A 20,652-nucleotide genomic window follows, 5' to 3' on the forward strand; every position below is an offset into this window, starting at 1 on the left:
GAAAAGGTGGGAGCGGGCTTGCTCGCGAAGGCGGTGTATCAGTCACCGAATGCAACAACTGACACACCGCCTTCGCGAGCAAGCCCGCTCCCACATTTGAACCGGTTCCTCACACAGAATTTGCGAATACTTTAGGAAATTGCCATGCGCTTTATCACTGAAATCAAAACCTTCGCCGCCCTCGGCAGCGGCGTTATCGGCAGCGGCTGGGTGTCTCGCGCCCTCGCCCACGGCCTGGATGTGGTCGCCTGGGACCCCGCGCCCGGCGCCGAAGCGGCCCTGCGCAAGCGCGTCGCCAACGCCTGGGGCGCGTTGGAGAAACAAGGTTTGGCACCGGGTGCGTCTCAAGACCGCCTGCGCTTTGTCACCACCATTGAAGCGTGCGTGAAAGACGCCGACTTCATCCAGGAAAGCGCCCCGGAACGCCTGGAGCTGAAACTGGAACTGCACAGCAAAATCAGCGCGGCGGCCAAGCCGAATGCACTGATTGGGTCGAGTACTTCGGGTCTGTTGCCGAGTGAGTTCTACGAAGGTTCCACCCACCCGGAACGCTGCGTGGTCGGCCACCCGTTCAACCCGGTTTACCTGCTGCCGCTGGTGGAAGTGGTGGGCGGCCAAAACACTGCGCCCGAAGCGATTCAGGCGGCGATCAAGGTGTATGAATCCCTTGGCATGCGCCCGTTGCACGTGCGTAAGGAAGTGCCGGGGTTTATCGCTGACCGCTTGCTCGAAGCGCTGTGGCGTGAGGCGCTGCACCTGGTGAATGACGGCGTGGCGACCACCGGTGAAATCGACGATGCGATCCGCTTTGGCGCCGGCTTGCGCTGGTCGTTCATGGGCACCTTCCTCACCTACACGCTGGCGGGCGGCGATGCCGGTATGCGCCACTTCATGGCGCAGTTCGGCCCGGCGCTGCAGTTGCCGTGGACGTATTTGCCGGCACCGGAGTTGACCGACAAGTTGATCGACGATGTGGTCGATGGCACCAGTGAGCAGTTGGGCACACACAGCATTTCGGCGCTGGAACGCTATCGTGATGATTGCCTGTTGGCGGTGCTTGAGGCGGTGAAGACCACCAAAGCCAAACACGGTATGAGCTTCGCTGAGTAACGGCTGTTGATTTCCTGTGAGAGCTGGCTTGCCTGCGACAGCGGTGTACGACTCACCGCCGCCATCGCAGGCAAGCCCGCTCCCACAGTTGACCGATTAATGACCTGGAATCCCAGACATGCCTGCATTGACCACCTACACCACCAAAATCCAGCCCGAGTGGGTGGATTACAACGGCCACCTGCGCGATGCGTTCTACCTGCTGATCTTCAGCTACGCCACCGACGCACTGATGGACACCCTGGGTTTGGACAGTGAAAACCGTGAGGCCAGCGGCCATTCACTGTTCACTTTGGAACTGCACCTGAACTACCTGCATGAGGTGAAACTCGGTGCCGAGGTAGAGGTGCGCACTCAGCTGATCGCCCACGATGCCAAGCGCCTGCACCTCTATCACAGCCTGCACCTGGTGGGCGACGAGAAGGAATTGGCGGGCAACGAACAGATGTTGCTACACGTCGATCTCGCCGGTCCGCATTCGGCGCCGTTTACCGAGACCACCCTGGCAAAACTCACCGCGATCAGCGCGCAGCAGGCCGAGTTGGCGCGCCCCGCCCTCCTCGGCCGCGTGATTGGATTGCCGCCCAAAAAACAATAAGGAGCCACCATGCAAACCGCCGCCGCTGTTGCCGATTTTCGTACCTACCCAACGATCAGCGACCTCGCCGAGGTGCAGGTGCTGACCGATCAGCTACGCGTGCAATGGGCCGATGGGCGGGTGAGCCCGTTTCATCATCAGTGGCTGCGCGACAACTGCCCGTGCGCGCAATGCGTGTACAGCGTGACCCGCGAGCAGGTGCTCGAGATTGTCGATGTCGACGAACACCTGACTGCCGTCAGCGCGCATATCGATCAGGGATGCCTGAGTGTGCAATGGAGCGGCGGCCATCGCAGCCATTACGATCCGGGCTGGTTGCGGGCCCATGCCTATGACGACGAATCACGCGCCGAACGCCGTGCAGCCAAGCCCGCATCGCAGCGATGGGACAGCACCTTCGTGTTGCCCGTTTTCGACTACGCGGCCGTGATGCAAGACCCGAACATCCTGCTGCAATGGTTGCTGGCCTTGCGTGACTCGGGCCTCACGCAAATCCGTGGCGTGCCCACCGAACCTGGCTCGCTGGCGCTGATCGCCAAGCGCATTTCGTTTATCCGCGAGAGCAACTTCGGTGTGCTGTTCAACGTGCAGTCCAAGGCCGATGCTGACAGCAATGCGTACACCGCCTTTAACCTGCCGTTGCACAGCGATTTGCCAACGCGCGAGCTGCAACCGGGGCTGCAATTTCTGCATTGCCTGGTGAACGAGGCCACGGGCGGCGAGAGCATTTTTGTCGATGGGTTCGCCATCGCCCATGCACTGCGCAGCGAAGACCCTGAAGCGTTTCGTGCGTTGTGTGAAATCCCCGTGGAGTTTCGCAATAAAGACCGTCACAGCGACTATCGCCGCCTGGCGCCGATCATTGCGCTGGATGCCTTGGGTGACGTGGCGGAGATCCGCATGGCCAACTTTCTGCGCGGGCCGTTCGAGGCGCCGGTGGAGCAGATGCCGTTGTTGTATCGCGCGTATCGGCGCTTTATTGCGATGACCCGCGAGGACCGTTTCAGGCTGGTCAAACGGCTGAATCCGGGGGAGTTGTGGTGCTTTGATAACCGCCGCACCTTGCATGCGCGCAATGCGTTTGACCCGGCTTCCGGGGCGCGGCATTTTCAGGGTTGTTACATTGACCGGGATGAGTTGCTGTCCAGGATATTGGTGTTGCAAAGGTAAACCGAGGTGCGCCCTTCGCGAGCAAGCCCGCTCCCACATTGGACTGCGTTCACAATTCAAAATGTGGGAGCGGGCTTGCTCGCGAAGAGGCCAGTGCAATCACCACCAACCCCAGGCAAAAAAAGCCCCGATCAAGCCGTGACTGGATCGGGGCAGAGTGCTTGGTGTGAGCGTGACATCCCGAGGGTGACCAAACCTTCAAGGTGCGTGCCTGGCATTCAGTGTGCCTATTACTTCTGTCGGTAAATGACCCGAAAACGACCTGCTCATAGCCATATGAGCCATTCGTCAATTCTGCCCTTGCCGACCGGCCAGGGGCCTACCAGAATCCCAGTCAGTCCCCGCTCCCTACACCAGGATGAACGTCATGATGCACGCGGATTTGATTGACCAGGATGACCTGCTGGGCCAACTGCGCTCGCTGGGTTTTGAAGTCTCCAGCGGTGCCACCGCCGAGCAGGCTTGCGAGTGCGCGGTACGTGGTTTGAGCGCTGCACGGGCCAAGGCGCTCAAGGGCATGGTGGAACAGATGTACACCGGCAGTGCGACGATCTTGCCGGCGGTGCGCCAGGCGATCGATAAGCAGTTGTTGCCGGCGTTGGTGCAGTTCAAGCAGAACTCTGGCGCCTGATAGATCGCTTTCGCAGGCAAGCCAGCTCCCACATTTGACCGAGTTCCATCTTTGAAATGCTGTCGAATGTGGGAGCTGGCTTGCCTGCGATGAAGCCGACTCGGTCTAGAGCCTCACACTCGCAAACGTCGACTCATTCCTGGCCTGGCTCAACGCCGACATCGGCCCGGACAACGGTGACAACACCAGCGCCTGTGGAATCGGCATCATCGCCACTTGCTGGGTGGTGTTGGACCCCACGCGCTCATCGCGCGGCGGAATGCCGAAGTATTCGCGGTAGCACTTGGAGAAGTGCGGCGTGGACACAAACCCGCACACCGAGGCCACTTCGATGATCGACATCGGCGTTTGCTTGAGCAGTTGCCGCGCACGAATCAGGCGCAGCTTCAGGTAATAACGCGACGGCGAGCAGTGCAGGTATTTCTGGAACAGCCGCTCCAACTGACGACGCGACACGGCGACGTACACCGCCAGCTCATCCAGGTCGATCGGCTCTTCGAGGTTGGCTTCCATCAGCGCGACGATTTCCTGCAGCTTCGGCTGGTTGGTGCCAAGCATGTGCTTGAGCGGCACGCGCTGGTGATCCTGTTCGTTGCGGATGCGTTCGTACACAAACATTTCGGAGATGGCGGCGGACAGTTCACGGCCGTGGTCGCGGCTGATCAAGTGCAGCATCATGTCCAGCGGCGCGGTGCCGCCGGAGCTGGTGAAGCGATTGCGGTCGAGGGTGAACAGGCGCGTGCTCATGGCCACGCGCGGGAAGGCTTCCTGCATCGACGCCAGGCATTCCCAGTGCACGCTGCAATCAAAACCGTCGAGCAAACCGGCGCAGGCCAAGGCCCAACTGCCGGTGCACACCGCGCCAAGACGACGCGACTGACGCGCCTGGCTTTGCAGCCACGACACGTGCTCACGGGTAACGGTACGCTGGATTCCCACGCCGCCGCACACGATCACAGTGTCCAGGGCCGGGGCTTTGTGCATGGAGGCATCGGGGGTGATTTGCAGACCGTCGCTGGCCCACACCTGGTTTCCGTCGACACTCAGGGTTGTCCAGCGATACAGCTCGCGGCCGGACAGCTGGTTGGCCATGCGCAGGGGTTCCACTGCCGAGGCCAGGGAAATCAGCGTGAAATTGTCCAGCAGCAAAAAGCCGATGGATTGAGGCGCACGGTTCTGGGGTTGAGCCCCGGAGTTGAACGACGTCATCGCGGTATCTCCTCACACAAAGCGGGTGATGGCCTCAGGCGAGGCTCTTGTTATTGCGCTCACCCTGGAAAGGAGAGGCTTTGAATTGATAGAGCAAATGCCATGCCTAAAATTGAATGGCCATTCAATAACTCCTGAAAACGACCTGATGACGCGTCTATATAAGCCCGCGTGGGAAGTGCGGGATAGGCCCCGAAAAGGACGTCGGAGCGCGCCCGCTCACAGGGTGTGAGCAGATCGGTAGCACTTGTGGGAAGGCGCTTTGCGGGCGTAGGAAACGTCTGTCACCGCACGCACGGGAACCCGGTGGGCGGACGGGAAATCGTTTGGGGGCTACTTATCTGTTTGCGACGCGCTAAAAGGTGGCGCTTTTGGATCCGGGTGTTCACTTTATGAGCAGTGTTGCTGCAACTAACGCTATCGCAGGCAAGCCAGCTCCCACATTTGGAATGCATTCCCTTGTGGGAGCTGGCTTGCCTGCGATGGCGGTATCACTGGATCAACACTCAACCGCACTCACCGCCAACCCGCCCCGCGAGGTTTCTTTGTACTTGTCATGCATGTCCGCGCCGGTATCGCGCATGGTGCGGATCACCCGATCCAGGGAGATGAAGTGCTGGCCATCCCCACGCAGGGCCATTTGCGCGGCGTTGATCGCTTTCACCGCCGCAATCGCATTGCGCTCGATGCACGGCACTTGCACCAGCCCGCCCACCGGGTCGCAGGTCAGGCCGAGGTTGTGTTCCAGGCCGATTTCGGCGGCGTTGCACAATTGTTCCGGCGTGGCGCCAAGAATTTCCGCCAGCCCCGCCGCGGCCATGGCGCACGCCGAACCCACTTCACCCTGGCAGCCGACTTCGGCGCCGGAAATCGAGGCGTTCTTTTTGCACAAAATTCCCACGGCCGCCGCGCTGAGCAAATAGTCGACCACGTTGGCTTCGGTGACCTCGTCGCTGAATTTCATGAAGTAGTGCAGCACCGCCGGGATGATCCCCGCCGCGCCATTGGTCGGTGCGGTGACCATGCGCCCACCCGCTGCGTTTTCCTCATTCACCGCCAGGGCGAACAGGTTGACCCACTCCATCGCGCTCAAGGTCGAGCCAATCACGTTCGGCTTGCCCAACTCCTGCAAGCTGCGGTGCAACTTGGCGGCGCGGCGCCGCACGTTCAAACCACCCGGCAAGATGCCTTCGTGCTTGAGGCCCTGCTCCACGCAATCCTGCATGGCGCGCCAGAGCTTCATCAGGCCGCTGCGGATTTCTTCTTCGCTGCGCCAGGTCTTTTCGTTGGCCAGCATCAACTCGGCCACGCGCAGGTTATGGGTTTTGCACAGCTGCAACAGCTCTACAGCGCTGGAAAAATCATACGGCAGCTCGGTACGGTCCATGTCAGCCACGCCGCTTTGCGCCTGGGCCTGGTCCACCACAAAACCGCCGCCGACCGAATAGTAGGTATCGCGGTGCAGCTCGCCGTCATCGCCGAACACCACAAGGGTCATGGCGTTAGGGTGAAACGGCAGGTTTTCGTCGAGCAGGCGCATGTCGCGCGCCCAGACGAAGGGCACCGGCAGGCGGCCGTCGAGCAAGAGCGTGTCGGTCTCGCGCAGGGTGTGAATACGCAAGCCGATGTGCGCCGGGTCGATTGCGTCCGGCCACTCGCCCATCAGGCCCATGATGGTGGCGGTGTCGCTGCCGTGGCCGATACCGGTGGCCGACAATGAGCCGTACAGCTGAACTTCAACGCGCCTGACCTGTTCCAACAGTTCACGTTCACGTAATGCCTGGACGAACAACGCCGCGGCGCGCATGGGGCCGACGGTGTGAGAACTAGAAGGCCCGATGCCGATCTTGAACAGGTCGAAAACACTGATAGCCATTGCGGTAGAACTCCTCGATAAGCACGGCCAGGCTTGAACGAGGTGCTACGCTCAGATCGCCCAGATGGCGGCATCATCAAGCTTTTGCTTGCCCTCACGGCGTTTCACACCGACGTAACCATGCTCACCAGCGTCGCTCCCGTGCGATCGGGCGTTTTGGCCGTTTTTAGCGGTGCAGATTGGTAAAAACTGCGGTTTTGCCATTGGAAAAACCTGTAAGCGACGTCACCGACACTGGATACGACCATCCCTGTACTGGATACGACGCCCCCTGTAGGCGTCAGATTTTCACTGGTACATGATCAGTCTCGACTCGTTTGCAAGGCACCGTGCCGTCGCCGCGATGCACGCCCCAACCGCAACACTTATAAAGCGCGGCGAATGCCGCCAGAAAAGACACAGGAGTCTACCCCGATGAAAGGTTCACCCTCGTTGTTGTTGGCCGCCATGCTGAGTCTGCCAGTCCTGGCACACGCTGCAGAACCGGAACAGTGCAAGACCGTCAACTTCTCCGATGTCGGCTGGACCGACATTACCGTGACTACCGCGACCACCAGCGAAGTCCTCAAGGGCCTGGGCTACAAGCCGCGCACCACGATGATTTCGGTACCGGTGACTTACAAGTCACTGGCCGACGGCAAGAACATGGACATCTTCCTCGGCAACTGGATGCCGACCATGGAAAACGACATCAAGCAGTACCGTGATGCCGGCACCGTGGAAACCGTGCGCGCCAACCTGGAAAACGCCAAGTACACCCTGGCGGTCCCGGAGGCGCTGTACAACAAGGGCCTGAAAGACTTCGCCGACATCGTCAAATTCAAGGATGAACTGGGCGGCAAGATCTACGGCATCGAGCCGGGCAACGACGGCAACCGCACCATCCAGACCCTCATCGACAAAGACGCCTTCGGCCTGAAAACCGCCGGCTTCAAAGTGGTCGAGTCCAGCGAAGCCGGGATGCTCTCGCAAGTGGAACGCGCCTCCAAGCGTGACCAGGCCATCGTGTTCCTGGGCTGGGAACCGCACCCGATGAACACCCGCTTCAAGATGAAGTACCTGACCGGTGGCGATGACTCGTTCGGCCCCAACTACGGCCAGGCCACCATCTACACCAACGTTCGCAAGGGCTACACCCAGGAATGCAGCAACGTTGGCCAATTGCTGAAAAACCTGTCGTTCACCTTGAACATGGAAAGCACCCTGATGGGTAACGTCCTCGACGACAAGATGAAGCCCGACGCCGCAGCCAAAGCCTGGCTGAAGAAGAACCCACAAGTGCTCGACACCTGGCTGGCCGGTGTGACCACCGTGGATGGCAAACCCGGTTTGGAGGCGGTCAAAGCTTACCTGGACAAGTAATCGCTGACCCCGGGCCGGTGCGCTGGCCCGGGATGTTTTCCCCTTCGCATGTGGACATTCACTACCATGCTGACTGAACAGAAAATCCCACTAGGCCAGTACATCGCTGCCTTCGTCGAATGGTTGACCCAACACGGCGCCAACTACTTCGACGCAATCGCATCGACCCTGGAAACGATGATCCACGGCGTGACGTTTGCGCTGACCTGGTTCAATCCGCTGGCATTGATCGGTCTGATTGCGCTACTCGCTCACTTCATTCAACGCAAATGGGGCCTGACAGTATTTGTCATCGCCTCCTTCCTGCTGATCCTGAACCTGGGGTACTGGCAGGAAACCATGGAAACCCTCGCGCAGGTGCTGTTCGCCACCCTGGTCTGCGTGGTCATTGGCGTGCCGCTGGGCATTGTTGCCGCGCACAAACCGATGTTCTACACCCTGATGCGGCCGGTGCTCGATCTGATGCAGACCGTGCCGACCTTCGTCTACCTCATCCCTACCCTGACCCTCTTCGGGCTGGGTGTGGTGCCCGGGCTGATTTCCACGGTGGTGTTCGCGATTGCCGCGCCGATCCGCCTCACCTACCTGGGCATCCGCGATGTGCCGCAAGAATTGATGGACGCCGGCAAGGCCTTTGGCTGCTCGCGCCGTCAGTTGCTCTCACGCATTGAACTGCCCCACGCCATGCCGAGCATTGCCGCCGGCATTACCCAATGCATCATGCTGTCGTTGTCGATGGTGGTAATCGCGGCCCTGGTAGGCGCTGACGGCCTCGGCAAGCCGGTGGTCAACGCACTCAACACCGCCGACATCGCCCTGGGCTTTGAAGCCGGCCTGGCAATCGTGTTGCTGGCCATCATGCTCGACCGCATCTGCAAACAACCCGACGCCAAAGTAGGGGGTGATGCATGAGCATTATCCGATTCGACAATGTCGATGTGATCTTCTCCAAAGACCCGCGCGAAGCCCTCAAGCTGCTTGACCAGGGCATGCACCGCAACGAAATCCTGAAAAAGACCGGGCAGATTGTCGGCGTTGAAAAAGCCAGCCTGGACATCGAGAAAGGCGAAATCTGCGTGCTGATGGGCCTGTCCGGTTCCGGCAAATCCAGCTTGCTGCGTTGTATCAATGGCCTCAACACCGTCAGCCGTGGCCAGCTGTTTGTGGAGCATGAAGGTCGCCAGATCGACATTGCGTCGTGCACCCCGGCCGAGCTGAAAATGATGCGCACCAAGCGCATCGCCATGGTGTTCCAGAAGTTCGCATTGATGCCGTGGCTGACGGTGCGTGAAAACATCAGCTTCGGCCTTGAGATGCAGGGCCGTCCGGAGAAAGAACGCCGCGCGCTGGTGGATGAAAAGCTCGAGCTGGTGGGCCTGGCCCAATGGCGTAACAAGAAGCCCGACGAGCTGTCCGGCGGCATGCAGCAGCGCGTCGGCCTGGCCCGCGCGTTGGCAATGGACGCCGATATCCTGCTGATGGACGAACCTTTCTCAGCCCTCGACCCACTCATTCGCCAAGGCCTGCAGGATGAACTGCTGGAGCTGCAACGCAAGCTGAGCAAGACCATTGTGTTCGTGAGCCACGACCTCGATGAGGCGCTCAAATTGGGTAGCCGCATCGCAATCATGAAAGACGGCAAGATCATCCAGTACAGCGTGCCGGAAGAGATCGTGCTGAACCCGGCGGATGACTATGTGCGCACCTTCGTCGCCCATACCAACCCGCTGAACGTGCTGTGCGGCCGCAGCCTGATGCGCACGCTGGACAACTGCACGCGGGTCAACGGCTCGGTGTGCCTCGATCCGGGCGGCGATTCCTGGCTGGACCTGGCCGAAGGCAACACGATCCAGGGCGCCCGCCAGAATGGAGCGGTGATGAACCTGCAGAACTGGGCACCGGGGCAAGCCGTGGAAGGGTTGGGCCGGGTACCGACGCTGGTGGACTCCAATATCGGCATGCGCGATGCGTTGCAGATTCGTTATCACACCGGGAACAAACTGGTGCTGCATAACAACAACCAGGTGGTGGGAATTTTGGGGGACAGCGAGCTTTACCATGCCCTGCTAGGCAAGAACCTGGGCTGAGCAGTGCACAGATCGGCTGAATGAACTGGGTCCTACATTTGACCCCATTCCAATCTTGAAACAGCGGCGCCAGGGAAGGCGCCACTCGGATTAACTATCAGCTATAGACACGGCCAAGGAGCTGCCGATGGCTTTCAAACTGATCGAGCACGTCCCGGGTGATCTGTTCCTGGGTAAAGCCCATCAGGTCGTACTCTTGAGGTCCGTTGTGCAGGTAGACCTCGGCCCGGTAGTAACGTGTGCGCTCTTCTTCGGGCAAGTCGCTCGGTGCCGACGAATACGCATCCAGGCTCACTTCATAGACAAACGGGTTGCCCTCTTCCATCTCGATGCGCACACCGATGCAACGCTTGGATTTGCCCAACAAGGTCTGCACTTCCAGCCCTTGCTCACGCAGCGCCGTCGCCGCCTCTTCCAAGGCCGGCGTTACGTGCTTGTCCATAAAGCGCTGCACGGTGGCCTGGCTCGGTTGCAGGTCCAGGGTAGTCAAACGCTCGCTGAAACCACGGCGGCCACGCTCAGCCAATTGCGCTTGCTCCTGTTCGATGGCCACGTCCTGGCGCATGGCCTTGTGCAAACCGAACATGAACAGAATCAGCACCACCGAGAACGGCAGCCCCGCCAGCACCACCATGGTTTGCATGGCTTCGAAGTTGCCGGCAAACAGCAGGCCGATGGTCACCAGGGTGATCACGACCGACCAGAAGATCCGCAGCCAGTGCGGCGCATCTTCGTCCACATTGCCGCCTTTGCACGACAGGTTGGCCATCATCACCGCGCCGGAATCCGCCGGGGTCAGGAACAACACAAAGCCCACGAAGATCGACACGCCGATCACGATTTTCGACGCAGGGTAATGCTCCAGCAATTGGTAGATGGCCATCGACGGTTGTTCCAGCGCCGTCTTGCCCAACTCCACGGCACCGTGGTTGAGCACCAGGTCCAGCGCCGAGTTACCGAAGATCGACAACCACGCCAAGGTGAAGCCCAGCGGGATCAGCAGCACGCCGGCCACCAGTTCACGCACGGTGCGGCCACGGGAAATACGCGCGATGAACATGCCCACAAACGGCGCCCAGGAAATCCACCAGGCCCAGTAGAACAGCGTCCACAGGCCCATCCAGCGCTCGGTTTTGTCGGCGTCGCCTTCGTACACATACAGGTCGAAGGTTTTCAGCACGATACCGTTGAGGTAGTCGCCGGTGTTCTGCACCAAGCCATTGAGCAGGTGCAGGGTGGGGCCGAACAGCAGCACAAAGATCAGCAAGCCGCTGAACAGCACGATGTTGAGGTTGGAGAGGCGGCGAATGCCGTTCTCCACACCCGACACGGCAGCGATGGTCGCCACGGTGCTCATCACGATGATCACGATCAACAGGTTGGTGTTGCTGTGCGCCATGCCGAACAGGTTTTCAAGCCCCGACGACACTTGCATCGAGCCAATCCCCAGGTTGGTCACCAGGCCCAGCAGGGTCACGAACATGCCGAAACCGTCCACCGCGTGGCCGGCCGCGCCCTTCACCCAACGCTCGCCCACCAGCGGGTACAGCGCCGAACGCAAGGCCAGGGGCTGGTTATGGCGATACGCGAAGTACGCCACGGCCAGGCCGACCAGCGCATAAATCGCCCAGCCGTGCAGGCCCCAGTGCAGGAACGTCAGTTGCAACGCCTGGCGTGCCGCGCCATTGCTGGCGGCCGTGCCTTCGGGCGGGTTGAAGTAGTGGTCCAAAGGCTCCGAGGCACCGAAGTACAACAGCGAGATGCCGATGCCCGACGAGAACAGCATGCCGGCCCAGGCGCCGTAGCTGAAGTCCGGGGTGTCGTCCTTGCTGCCCAGTTTCAACTTGCCGTAGGACGAAAACGCCAGGCCGACCACAAACACGAGGTAGGCAGCGATGACCACCATGTAGTACCAGCCGAAGCTTTTCGACAGCCACGCCTGTGCTACGCCGAGCATGCGCCCGGCCTCCTGCGGGGCGATGATCAGAATGGCTGTCAACAACAGAATGAGCGCGGTGGAGGTGTAGAACACCCAACCGTTGACCCGGACCTTTTCCGGCGGGGTCTTTATAAGAGAGGCAGAACTCATGGCGCAGATGCTCCAGGCAGTGCGAGAGAGAAACACAAGGCAACGGTTATCCCGGGACATCGATTTTTCGGCAGTCGACGGACGGGTGTTATAAAGACACCCCGAAAATTCTTGAGCCGCGCCGAAGCAGTGGCCAGGCCCTGATACGGCCTGTTTCAAGGGTTTTTGCAGGTGTCAGAGGCAGTGGCTCACAGGTAGGAAATATCTGCAGGTCGCGACCATTTGTCGCAGATCTTATTCTTTGTTGATTGAACGTTCAATCAAAACAAAATAGACTGGCCTTCAAGCCGACGGACGTTTATCGCCCACCGGCAGGCCTAAGGAGAGGTGCTACATGCCCAAGGTCGGTATGCAACCCATACGCCGCCAGCAGTTGATCGAAGCCACTTTGACGGCCATCGATCAGGTCGGAATGGGAGATGCCAGCATTGCGCTGATCGCCCGTTTGGCCGGCGTCTCGAACGGCATCATCAGTCACTACTTTCAGGACAAGAATGGCCTGATCGCCGCGACGATGCGGTACTTGATGAATGTGCTGATCGAGAACGTCCACGAACGCCGGCAAGCGTTAAAAGACGACAGCCCCCGTGCCCACCTGCAGGTGATCATCGGCGGCAACTTCGACGCCAGCCAAGTCAACGGCCCGGCGATGAAAACCTGGCTGGCCTTCTGGGCAACCAGCATGCACCACCCGGCATTGCACAGGCTGCAGCGGATCAACGATCACCGTCTGTATTCCAACCTGTGCTGCCAGTTTCGCCGAGTGCTGCCGCTGGAAGATGCACGCAGCGCAGCCCGGGGCCTGGCGGCTTTGATCGACGGTTTGTGGTTGCGCGGCGCCCTGTCGGGAGACGCTTTCGACACGGAGCAGGCGCAACGGATCGCTTACGAATACATGGATTTCCAATTGGCCAAACAGGTGAGTTAGAGCACACATAACCGCTCAACCCCTGAACGTCTGCCGCTCAGTGTTGCCAGAAACCCCATGGCTCACCGGCGGCGGGTAACGCCAACCACTTATGCACTTGCGAGGACTTTATGGCCCGTTTCGAACTGCAAAAACTCTACATTGACGGCGGCTACAGCGACGCTGGCAGCGATGCCACCTTCGAAGCCATCAACCCGGCTAACGGTGAAGTTCTCGCCCAAGTGCAACGTGCTACCAAGGAAGACGTTGAACGTGCCGTGGTCAGCGCCGAAAAAGGCCAGAAAATCTGGGCCGCGATGACCGCCATGGAGCGTTCGCGCATCCTGCGCCGTGCCGTCGACATCCTGCGCGAGCGCAACGATGAGCTGGCCGCGCTGGAAACCCTGGACACCGGTAAAGCCTTCTCCGAAACCCAATACGTCGACATCGTCACCGGCGCCGACGTGCTGGAATACTACGCAGGCCTGGTGCCGGCCATCGAAGGCGAGCAGATCCCACTGCGCGATACCTCGTTCGTCTACACCCGCCGCGAGCCGCTGGGCGTGGTCGCCGGTATCGGCGCGTGGAACTACCCGATCCAGATCGCCCTGTGGAAATCCGCACCGGCCCTGGCTGCCGGTAACGCGATGATCTTCAAGCCAAGCGAAGTCACCTCGCTGACCACCCTGAAACTGGCCGAGATCTACACCGAAGCTGGCGTGCCGGCTGGCGTGTTCAACGTCCTGACCGGCAGCGGCCGTGAAGTCGGCACCTGGCTGACCGAGCACCCGCGCATCGAGAAAGTCTCGTTCACCGGCGGCACCGACACCGGCAAGAAAGTCATGGCCAGCGCTTCGAGCTCTTCGCTCAAAGAAGTGACCATGGAACTGGGCGGCAAGTCGCCACTGATCGTGTTCGAAGACGCCGACCTGGATCGCGCGGCCGACATCGCGATGATGGCCAACTTCTACAGCTCCGGCCAGGTCTGCACCAACGGCACTCGCGTGTTCGTGCCCAAGCACCTGCAAGCGGCCTTCGAAGCCAAGATCGTTGAGCGTGTTGCGCGCATCCGCATTGGCGACCCGCAAGACGAGAACACCAACTTCGGCCCGCTGGTCAGCTTCGCCCATATGGAAAGCGTGCTCGGCTACATCGCCAAAGGTAAGGAAGAAGGCGCCCGCGTCCTGTGCGGCGGCGACCGTCTGACCGATGGCAACTTCGCCAAAGGCGCCTACGTGGCCCCGACCGTGTTCACCGACTGCACCGACGAGATGACCATCGTCCGTGAAGAAATCTTCGGCCCAGTGATGAGCATCCTCACTTACGAAACCGAAGAAGAAGTGATCCGCCGCGCCAACGACACCGACTTCGGCCTGGCTGCTGGCCTGGTCACCAAAGACCTGAACCGCGCTCACCGCGTGATTCATCAGCTGGAAGCGGGTATCTGCTGGATCAACGCCTGGGGCGAATCCGACGCCAAGATGCCGGTCGGTGGCTACAAGCAATCCGGTGTGGGCCGTGAGAACGGCATCAGCTCGCTGAACAACTTCACCCGCATCAAATCGGTACAGGTTGAGCTGGGCGACTACGCCTCGGTGTTCTAACACCCAAGCGTTGGATTGCCTGCGAGGCCGCCATCGGGGGCAAGCCCCCTCCCACATTTGGCATGCAGTCCCCTGTGGGAGGGGGCTCGCCCCCGATGAGGCCCGACCTGACCACACTTCAAAGAGGGTGCATTTATGTCCCAAGAATACGATTACATCATTGTGGGTGCCGGCTCCGCCGGTAACACCCTGGCGACCCGTCTGACCGAAGACGAAGGCGTCACCGTCCTGCTGCTGGAAGCCGGCGGCCCGGATTACCGTTTTGACTTCCGTACCCAAATGCCGGCCGCGCTGGCGTTCCCGCTGCAAGGCCGTCGCTACAACTGGGCCTACGAAACCGATCCAGAGCCGCACATGGACGGTCGCCGGATGGAATGCGGTCGCGGCAAGGGCCTGGGCGGCTCCTCGCTGATCAACGGCATGTGCTACATCCGTGGCAACGCGATGGACTACGACAACTGGTCGAAGCTGCCAGGTCTGGAAAACTGGACTTACCTCGACTGCCTGCCGTATTTCCGTAAAGCCGAAACCCGCGACATCGGCCCGAACGACTACCACGGTGGCGATGGCCCGGTCAGCGTGACCACGCCTAAGGCCGGCAACAACCCATTGTTCCACGCCATGGTTGAAGCCGGCGTGCAGGCCGGTTACCCGCGCACCGACGACTTGAACGGCTACCAGCAAGAAGGCTTCGGCCCGATGGACCGTACCGTCACGCCTAAAGGCCGTCGCGCCAGCACCGCACGCGGTTACCTGGACACGGCTAAAAAGCGTTCGACCCTGACCATCGTCACCCACGCCCTCACCGACAAAGTCTTGTTTGAAGGCAAGCGTGCCGTTGGCGTGCGTTACCTGATCGGCGCCGCCGAAGAGCGCGTTGAAGCCCGTGCGCGTAAAGAAGTATTGGTGTGCAGCGGCGCAATCGCGTCGCCGCAACTGCTGCAACGCTCCGGCGTCGGCCCGGCCAAGCTGCTCGAAAGCCTCGACATCCCGGTGGTTCACGACCTGCCAGGCGTCGGCGAAAACCTGCAGGACCACCTGGAACTGTACCTGCAATATGCCTGCACCCAGCCAGTGTCGCTGTACCCGTCGCTGCTCTGGTACAACCAACCGGCCATCGGTGCCGAGTGGCTGTTCAACGGCACTGGCATCGGCGCCAGCAACCAGTTCGAGGCCGGCGGTTTTATCCGTTCGCGCCCGGAATTCGAATGGCCGAACATCCAGTACCACTTCCTGCCGGTGGCGATTAACTACAACGGCAGCAACGGTGTGAAAGAGCACGGTTTCCAGGCGCACATGGGTTCCATGCGTTCGCCAAGCCGTGGCCGCGTGCAATTGAAGTCGAAGAACCCACGGGATTACCCGAGCATCCTCTTCAACTACATGGCCACCGAGCAGGACTGGCAGGAATTCCGTGACGGCATCCGCCTGACCCGTGAAATCATGCAACAGCCGGCACTCGACCAATACCGTGGCCGCGAAATCAGCCCGGGTATTGAAGTGCAAACCGATGAGCAACTCGACAAGTTCATCCGCGAGCACGCCGAAACCGCGTTCCACCCGTCCTGCTCGTGCAAGATGGGCACCGACGAGATGGCTGTGGTGGATGGCGAAGGCCGTGTGCATGGCATGCAGGGTCTGCGCGTTGTGGATGCGTCGATCATGCCAATCATCACCACCGGTAACCTGAACGCGCCGACGATCATGATCGCCGAAAAAATCGCCGACAAGATCCGTGGCCGTCAGCCGCTGCCGCGCAGCACTGCGGATTACTACGTGGCAGGCGATGCGCCGGTGCGTGGCAAACCAATGCGTGAAGTGGGCCCGACCGCGCAGTAACTGATACACCGCGGCGCTCCTATCGGGGGCAAGCCCCCTCCCACACTTGATCGGGTGCACAGGGTCAAAATGTGGGAGGGGGCTTGTCCCCGATAGGGCCCGACCAGACGCTGCAAAACCTCTTTCCTTGATCAGCTCCCAGCCCAGGCCTACTCTATTTGCCTGCCCGCGCCGAGCCGCCCACAAGGAAGGCCCCATGTTCGACCACCACACCACCCTCAAAAAACACTTCAGTGCCCTGCGCACCCGCGCCGAATTTTTCTCGCTGCGTTACGTCCGCGAATCCGGCCAATACCTGTCGGTCCGCAAAAACATCGCCGAGCCGCCCCACCTGAACCACGACGAGGGCGCCATGCTCACCGTGCGTCTGAACGGCGTGGAAGCCTACGCCGCCACCAACGATATCTCCCTTGCCGGCCTGCAAGCCGCCCTTGAGCGCGCTGAACAGCAAGCCCGGCGGATCTTGCCCCACGCCCTGCTCGACCTGCACACGCAGCCGGTCTCCAGTGACGTCGCCGACTACCTGTCACCGGACCTCGACCAGCCCTTCCCATCCTTGAGCGACTGCTACCAATTGCTGGGCGATGAGTCTGCCAGCGTGCCCAAGGACGAGCGTCTGGTCAGTTGGGAAGTCAGCCTGGGCACCACCCGCGTGGAGCAGATCTACCTCAACAGCGCCGGTGCCGAACTGCGCCAGGCTCAGCGTTTCGTCTACCCGGGCCTGAGCGTCACCGCGTTTGACGGCAACGACAGCCAGACCCGCACCCTGGGCGGCACCAACTTCGGCCAACAAGGCAGTGCGAACGTGATTCGCCGCTTCGGCCTGGCCGGCGCCGCCCGCCAAGTGGCCGACGAAGCCCTGCAACTGCTGCTCGCGCCCAATACACCAAACGGCCCGCGTGATCTGCTGCTGATGCCCGACCAGATGATCCTGCAGATCCACGAGTCCATCGGTCACCCGCTGGAACTGGACCGCATCCTCGGCGACGAGCGTAACTACGCCGGCACCAGTTTCGTGAAGGTCAGTGACTTCGGCCACCTGCAATACGGCTCGCCCTTGCTCAACGTCACGTTCGACCCGGACATCCCCGAGCAGCTCGCCAGCTACAGCCATGACGACGACGGCACCCGCGCCACCAAGCAGTTCCTGATCCGCGACGGTCTGCTGCTCAAACCATTGGGCGGCGCGCTGTCGCAATTTCGCTCGGGGCTCGGCGGGGTCGCTAACAGCCGCGCGTGCAGCTGGAACCGCGCGCCGATCGACCGCATGGCCAACTTGAACATCGAGGCCGGCGACAAAACCCAGGCCGAGCTGATCAGCGGTATCGAGCACGGCATTCTGATGAGCACCAACCGCTCATGGTCCATTGATGATGCGCGCAATAAATTCCAGTTCGGCTGCGAGTGGGGCCAACTGATCGAAAACGGCGAGCTCAAGGGCGTGGTGAAGAACCCCAACTACCGTGCGATTTCCGCGCAGTTCTGGCGCAAGCTCAGCGCCGTCGGCGACGCCAGCACCTTCAAGGTGTTGGGCACGCCGAATTGCGGCAAAGGCGAGCCCAACCAAGTGATTCGCGTGGGTCACGCGTCACCGGCGTGTGTGTTCAGTGATGTCGACGTATTTGGGGGAGATGCCTGATGAACAACTTCAAGGCACTGGTGAACTGGCTCAAGCAGGCCATCACCGACAAGGAACAATTTCACCTCGGCTACGCAGACGAATCATCCGAGTTCGTACGCTTCAACCACGCCCAGGTGCGCCAGGCCGGCCAGGTGCAACAGGCCAGCCTCAACCTCAAGCTGATCAACGACGGCCGCCACGCCGACCTCGGCATTACCCTGGCGGGTGAGCCGGAACTGGACCGCCAGCGCCTCGCCGATGGCCTGCAACAGTTGCGCGAAACCTTGCCTTTGCTGCCACAGGACCCGTACCTGCTGCTGAACCACAACGCCTGGCAAAGCCATAACGAGCAGCTACGGCCGCTGCCGGAACTGGCCCAGGTGCTGGAAGACATCAGCCAGGCCGCAGAAGGTGTGGACCTGGTCGGCTTTTACGCTGCTGGCCCGATCAGCCGTGGGTTCGCCAGTTCCGACGGCGCGTTCGGTTGGCACCAGGCCAACAGTTTCAACTTCGATTTCAGCCTGTTCCACGCCAATGGCGAAGCGGTCAAAGCCAGCTACGCCGGGCACACCTGGAACAGCGCCGAATTCGCCGCACGCTTCCAGCAGGCGCGCGAGCAACTGGCGTTTCTTGGGCGCCCGCTGCACCAGCTCGCCCCTGGGCAGTACCGCGCCTACTTGGCGCCGGCAGCGCTGGAAGAAATCATCAGCATCATCACCTGGGGCGGGTTTTCCGCGCAGGCCATCGCCAGCAAAGCCAGCTCGTTGCAAAAGCTGTATGCCGGTGAGCAGTCGTTGAGCCCATTGGTAAAAGTCGATGAGCAGATCAGCGGCTCGCTGAGCCAGGCGTTCTCCACCGAAGGCTACCCGCGCGGGGACGTCACGCTGATCAACGCGGGCAAAGCCGAGGGCCAGTTGATCAACTCGCGCAGCGCTGCCGAATACGGCCTGAGCACCAACGGCGCCAGCAGCGACGAGTCGCCCAGCGCCTTGCAGATGGCCGCGGGCAGCCTCGCCCAGGCCGATATCCTCAAGCAATTGGGCACCGGGCTGTACATCAGCAACCTGTGGTACTTGAACTACTCCGACCTGCCGGCCGCCCGCCTGACCGGCATGACGCGCTTTGCCACCTTCTGGGTGGAAGACGGCGAGATCAAGGCGCCGGTCAGCACCATGCGTTTTGATGACAGCGTCTATCAGTTGCTCGGTTCACAGCTGGAAGCGCTGACGGCTGAGCGGGAGTTGCTGTTGTCGGCCAGCACGTATAGCCAGCGCAATACCGCGTCCAACTTGTTGCCAGGCGCGTTGGTCAAACGCCTGACTCTCACCCTGTAAACATCACCCCCCTGTGGGAGCGGGCTTGCTCGCGAAAGCGTCGTATCAGTAAACATACCGTTAACTGACCCACCGTATTCGCGAGCAAGCCCGCTCCCACAGGGGGTCTCGCCGATTTCATACATCACTGCTCCACCCCCTCCTACTGTCATTTCCCTTCTTCGCCGCCCTCGAACACGGCCGGTTGTCGCCCGTAAAAAACCTCGTTATAACGGTTAGTGGCACCCCGCCACTAACCCCACGTGTGCGCACGTGATGCATGACCTTGCCTGGATTGGGCAAGCTGGAGCGTTGACATGGACCATGGAAGTTTTGTCATAGAAGGGCTGTTCAAACACTACAACGTTCACGTTGAGCAGCTCGGTAACGATTCGGAAAAGAAAACCGTCCTGATGGTCAATGGGGCACTGTCCACCACCCGCTCCTTCGCCCGCACCAGCAAATGCCTGGCGGAACACTTCAATGTGCTGCTGTTCGATCTGCCGTTCTCCGGCCTTTCGCGCGAGCACAACAGCAACCTTGACCTGGTCACCAAGGACGACGAAGTCCAAATCCTGCGTGCTCTGGTGGAACGTTTCCAGGTCAGCCACCTGGTGTCGGCCTCCTGGGGCGGCATCTCCACGCTGCTGACCCTGGCGCACAACCCGCCCTCTATCGAAAGCTCGGTGGTGATGGCCCTGGCGCCCAACCTCAACCAGGCCATGCTCGACTATGTGGAGCGCGTGCGCGTGTTGATCGAAGCGGATGACAAGTCCGCCGTCGGTCACCTGCTCAACGAGACGGTCGGCAAATACCTGTCACCCAGGCTCAAGCGCAATAACCACCGGCACCTGTCGAACATGGCCACCACCGAGTACCGCCAGGCGCGCTTTCATATCCACCAGGTGCTGGGGCTGGGCGATGGCAACTACTTGCCGGCGCTCACGCAGATCGAAACACCGGTGCATTTCATCAACGGCGCGCTGGATGAGTACACCCCGGCAGCGGAGGCCCGGCTGTTCAAACAACATGTGGGCCGCAGCACGTTCGCCGTCGCCGAACACACCGGCCACTTGCTCGACCTTGAATCCCGCGAGGCTGCGCTGGCGGTGCACCGTGCGCTGCTGGATTACCTCGTCAGAGAGCACGCGACATTGTCAGATTTAGACGAACCGCCAGTGGGAAAAGGAGCGACGGATGGCGCATAATCGCCGACACATAGCCTGCTAACAAAAA

General features: G+C 60.8%; 17 protein-coding genes. 13 read left to right on the forward strand and 4 right to left on the reverse strand.

What is annotated here, in order from left to right:
- Positions 1-144 precede the first annotated feature (144 nt).
- From AC19YS_RS23045 to AC19YS_RS23060, 4 genes are all read left to right on the forward strand, one after another.
- A complete protein-coding gene (locus AC19YS_RS23045; protein WP_119737551.1) occupies positions 145-1,110 on the forward strand; it encodes an L-carnitine dehydrogenase in 966 nt (321 codons plus the stop codon).
- 118 nt (positions 1,111-1,228) lie between these two features.
- Complete coding sequence (locus AC19YS_RS23050) at positions 1,229-1,708, forward strand: thioesterase family protein (protein ID WP_124418626.1); 480 nt, start codon at positions 1,229-1,231, stop codon at positions 1,706-1,708.
- A gap of 9 nt (positions 1,709-1,717) precedes the next feature.
- The gene (locus AC19YS_RS23055) at positions 1,718-2,878 is read left to right on the forward strand and encodes a gamma-butyrobetaine dioxygenase (protein ID WP_500602724.1); all 1,161 of its coding nucleotides are present in this window, start codon (positions 1,718-1,720) and stop codon (positions 2,876-2,878) included.
- A 367-nt stretch (positions 2,879-3,245) separates the two neighbouring features.
- On the forward strand, positions 3,246-3,509 hold the full coding sequence (locus AC19YS_RS23060) for a hypothetical protein (protein ID WP_106575603.1): 264 nt from the start codon (positions 3,246-3,248) through the stop codon (positions 3,507-3,509).
- Positions 3,510-3,614: 105 nt separating this feature from the next.
- On the opposite strand, the gene gbdR is transcribed toward AC19YS_RS23060, so the two are convergent.
- The 3 genes from gbdR to AC19YS_RS23075 form a co-directional block, all read right to left on the reverse strand.
- A complete protein-coding gene (gene gbdR, locus AC19YS_RS23065; protein WP_005792167.1) occupies positions 3,615-4,718 on the reverse strand; it encodes a choline metabolism transcriptional regulator GbdR in 1,104 nt (367 codons plus the stop codon).
- 499 nt (positions 4,719-5,217) lie between these two features.
- Positions 5,218-6,594, reverse strand: coding sequence for an L-serine ammonia-lyase (locus tag AC19YS_RS23070; RefSeq protein ID WP_124418628.1), 1,377 nt, complete (start codon positions 6,592-6,594; stop codon positions 5,218-5,220).
- 51 nt (positions 6,595-6,645) lie between these two features.
- Positions 6,646-6,798 (reverse strand): hypothetical protein, encoded by a 153-nt coding sequence (locus AC19YS_RS23075; RefSeq protein ID WP_500602726.1) that lies wholly within the window; start codon positions 6,796-6,798, stop codon positions 6,646-6,648.
- 210 nt (positions 6,799-7,008) lie between these two features.
- On the opposite strand from AC19YS_RS23075, the gene AC19YS_RS23080 reads away from it, so the two are divergent.
- From AC19YS_RS23080 to choV, 3 genes are all read left to right on the forward strand, one after another.
- On the forward strand, positions 7,009-7,956 hold the full coding sequence (locus AC19YS_RS23080; RefSeq protein WP_106575605.1) for a choline ABC transporter substrate-binding protein: 948 nt from the start codon (positions 7,009-7,011) through the stop codon (positions 7,954-7,956).
- 66 nt (positions 7,957-8,022) lie between these two features.
- A complete protein-coding gene (gene choW, locus AC19YS_RS23085; RefSeq protein ID WP_015886271.1) occupies positions 8,023-8,868 on the forward strand; it encodes a choline ABC transporter permease subunit in 846 nt (281 codons plus the stop codon).
- Positions 8,865-10,043, forward strand: coding sequence for a choline ABC transporter ATP-binding protein (choV, locus tag AC19YS_RS23090; RefSeq protein ID WP_106575606.1), 1,179 nt, complete (start codon positions 8,865-8,867; stop codon positions 10,041-10,043). The genes choW and choV overlap by 4 nt, the downstream gene beginning before the upstream one ends.
- Positions 10,044-10,140: 97 nt before the next feature.
- On the opposite strand, the gene AC19YS_RS23095 is transcribed toward choV, so the two are convergent.
- On the reverse strand, positions 10,141-12,075 hold the full coding sequence (locus tag AC19YS_RS23095) for a BCCT family transporter (protein WP_500602736.1): 1,935 nt from the start codon (positions 12,073-12,075) through the stop codon (positions 10,141-10,143).
- A 391-nt stretch (positions 12,076-12,466) separates the two neighbouring features.
- Here AC19YS_RS23095 and betI point away from each other — a divergent pair, with 391 nt between their 5' ends.
- The 6 genes from betI (at position 12,467) to AC19YS_RS23125 (ending at position 20,624) form a co-directional block, all read left to right on the forward strand.
- A complete protein-coding gene (gene betI, locus AC19YS_RS23100; RefSeq protein WP_500602727.1) occupies positions 12,467-13,060 on the forward strand; it encodes a transcriptional regulator BetI in 594 nt (197 codons plus the stop codon).
- Positions 13,061-13,170: 110 nt separating this feature from the next.
- Positions 13,171-14,643, forward strand: coding sequence for a betaine-aldehyde dehydrogenase (gene betB, locus AC19YS_RS23105; protein ID WP_106575609.1), 1,473 nt, complete (start codon positions 13,171-13,173; stop codon positions 14,641-14,643).
- Positions 14,644-14,778: 135 nt separating this feature from the next.
- A complete protein-coding gene (gene betA / locus AC19YS_RS23110) occupies positions 14,779-16,482 on the forward strand; it encodes a choline dehydrogenase (protein ID WP_119737535.1) in 1,704 nt (567 codons plus the stop codon).
- Positions 16,483-16,678: 196 nt separating this feature from the next.
- Positions 16,679-18,121 (forward strand): TldD/PmbA family protein, encoded by a 1,443-nt coding sequence (locus AC19YS_RS23115; RefSeq protein WP_500602728.1) that lies wholly within the window; start codon positions 16,679-16,681, stop codon positions 18,119-18,121.
- Complete coding sequence (locus tag AC19YS_RS23120) at positions 18,121-19,437, forward strand: TldD/PmbA family protein (protein WP_119737530.1); 1,317 nt, start codon at positions 18,121-18,123, stop codon at positions 19,435-19,437. Before AC19YS_RS23115 ends, AC19YS_RS23120 begins: the two co-directional genes overlap by 1 nt.
- 296 nt (positions 19,438-19,733) lie before the next feature.
- Entirely contained in the window at positions 19,734-20,624 is an 891-nt protein-coding gene (locus AC19YS_RS23125) for an alpha/beta fold hydrolase (RefSeq protein WP_500602729.1), read from the forward strand.
- Positions 20,625-20,652 lie beyond the last annotated feature (28 nt).

This window comes from Pseudomonas sp. MF08831 (genome assembly GCF_059862645.1).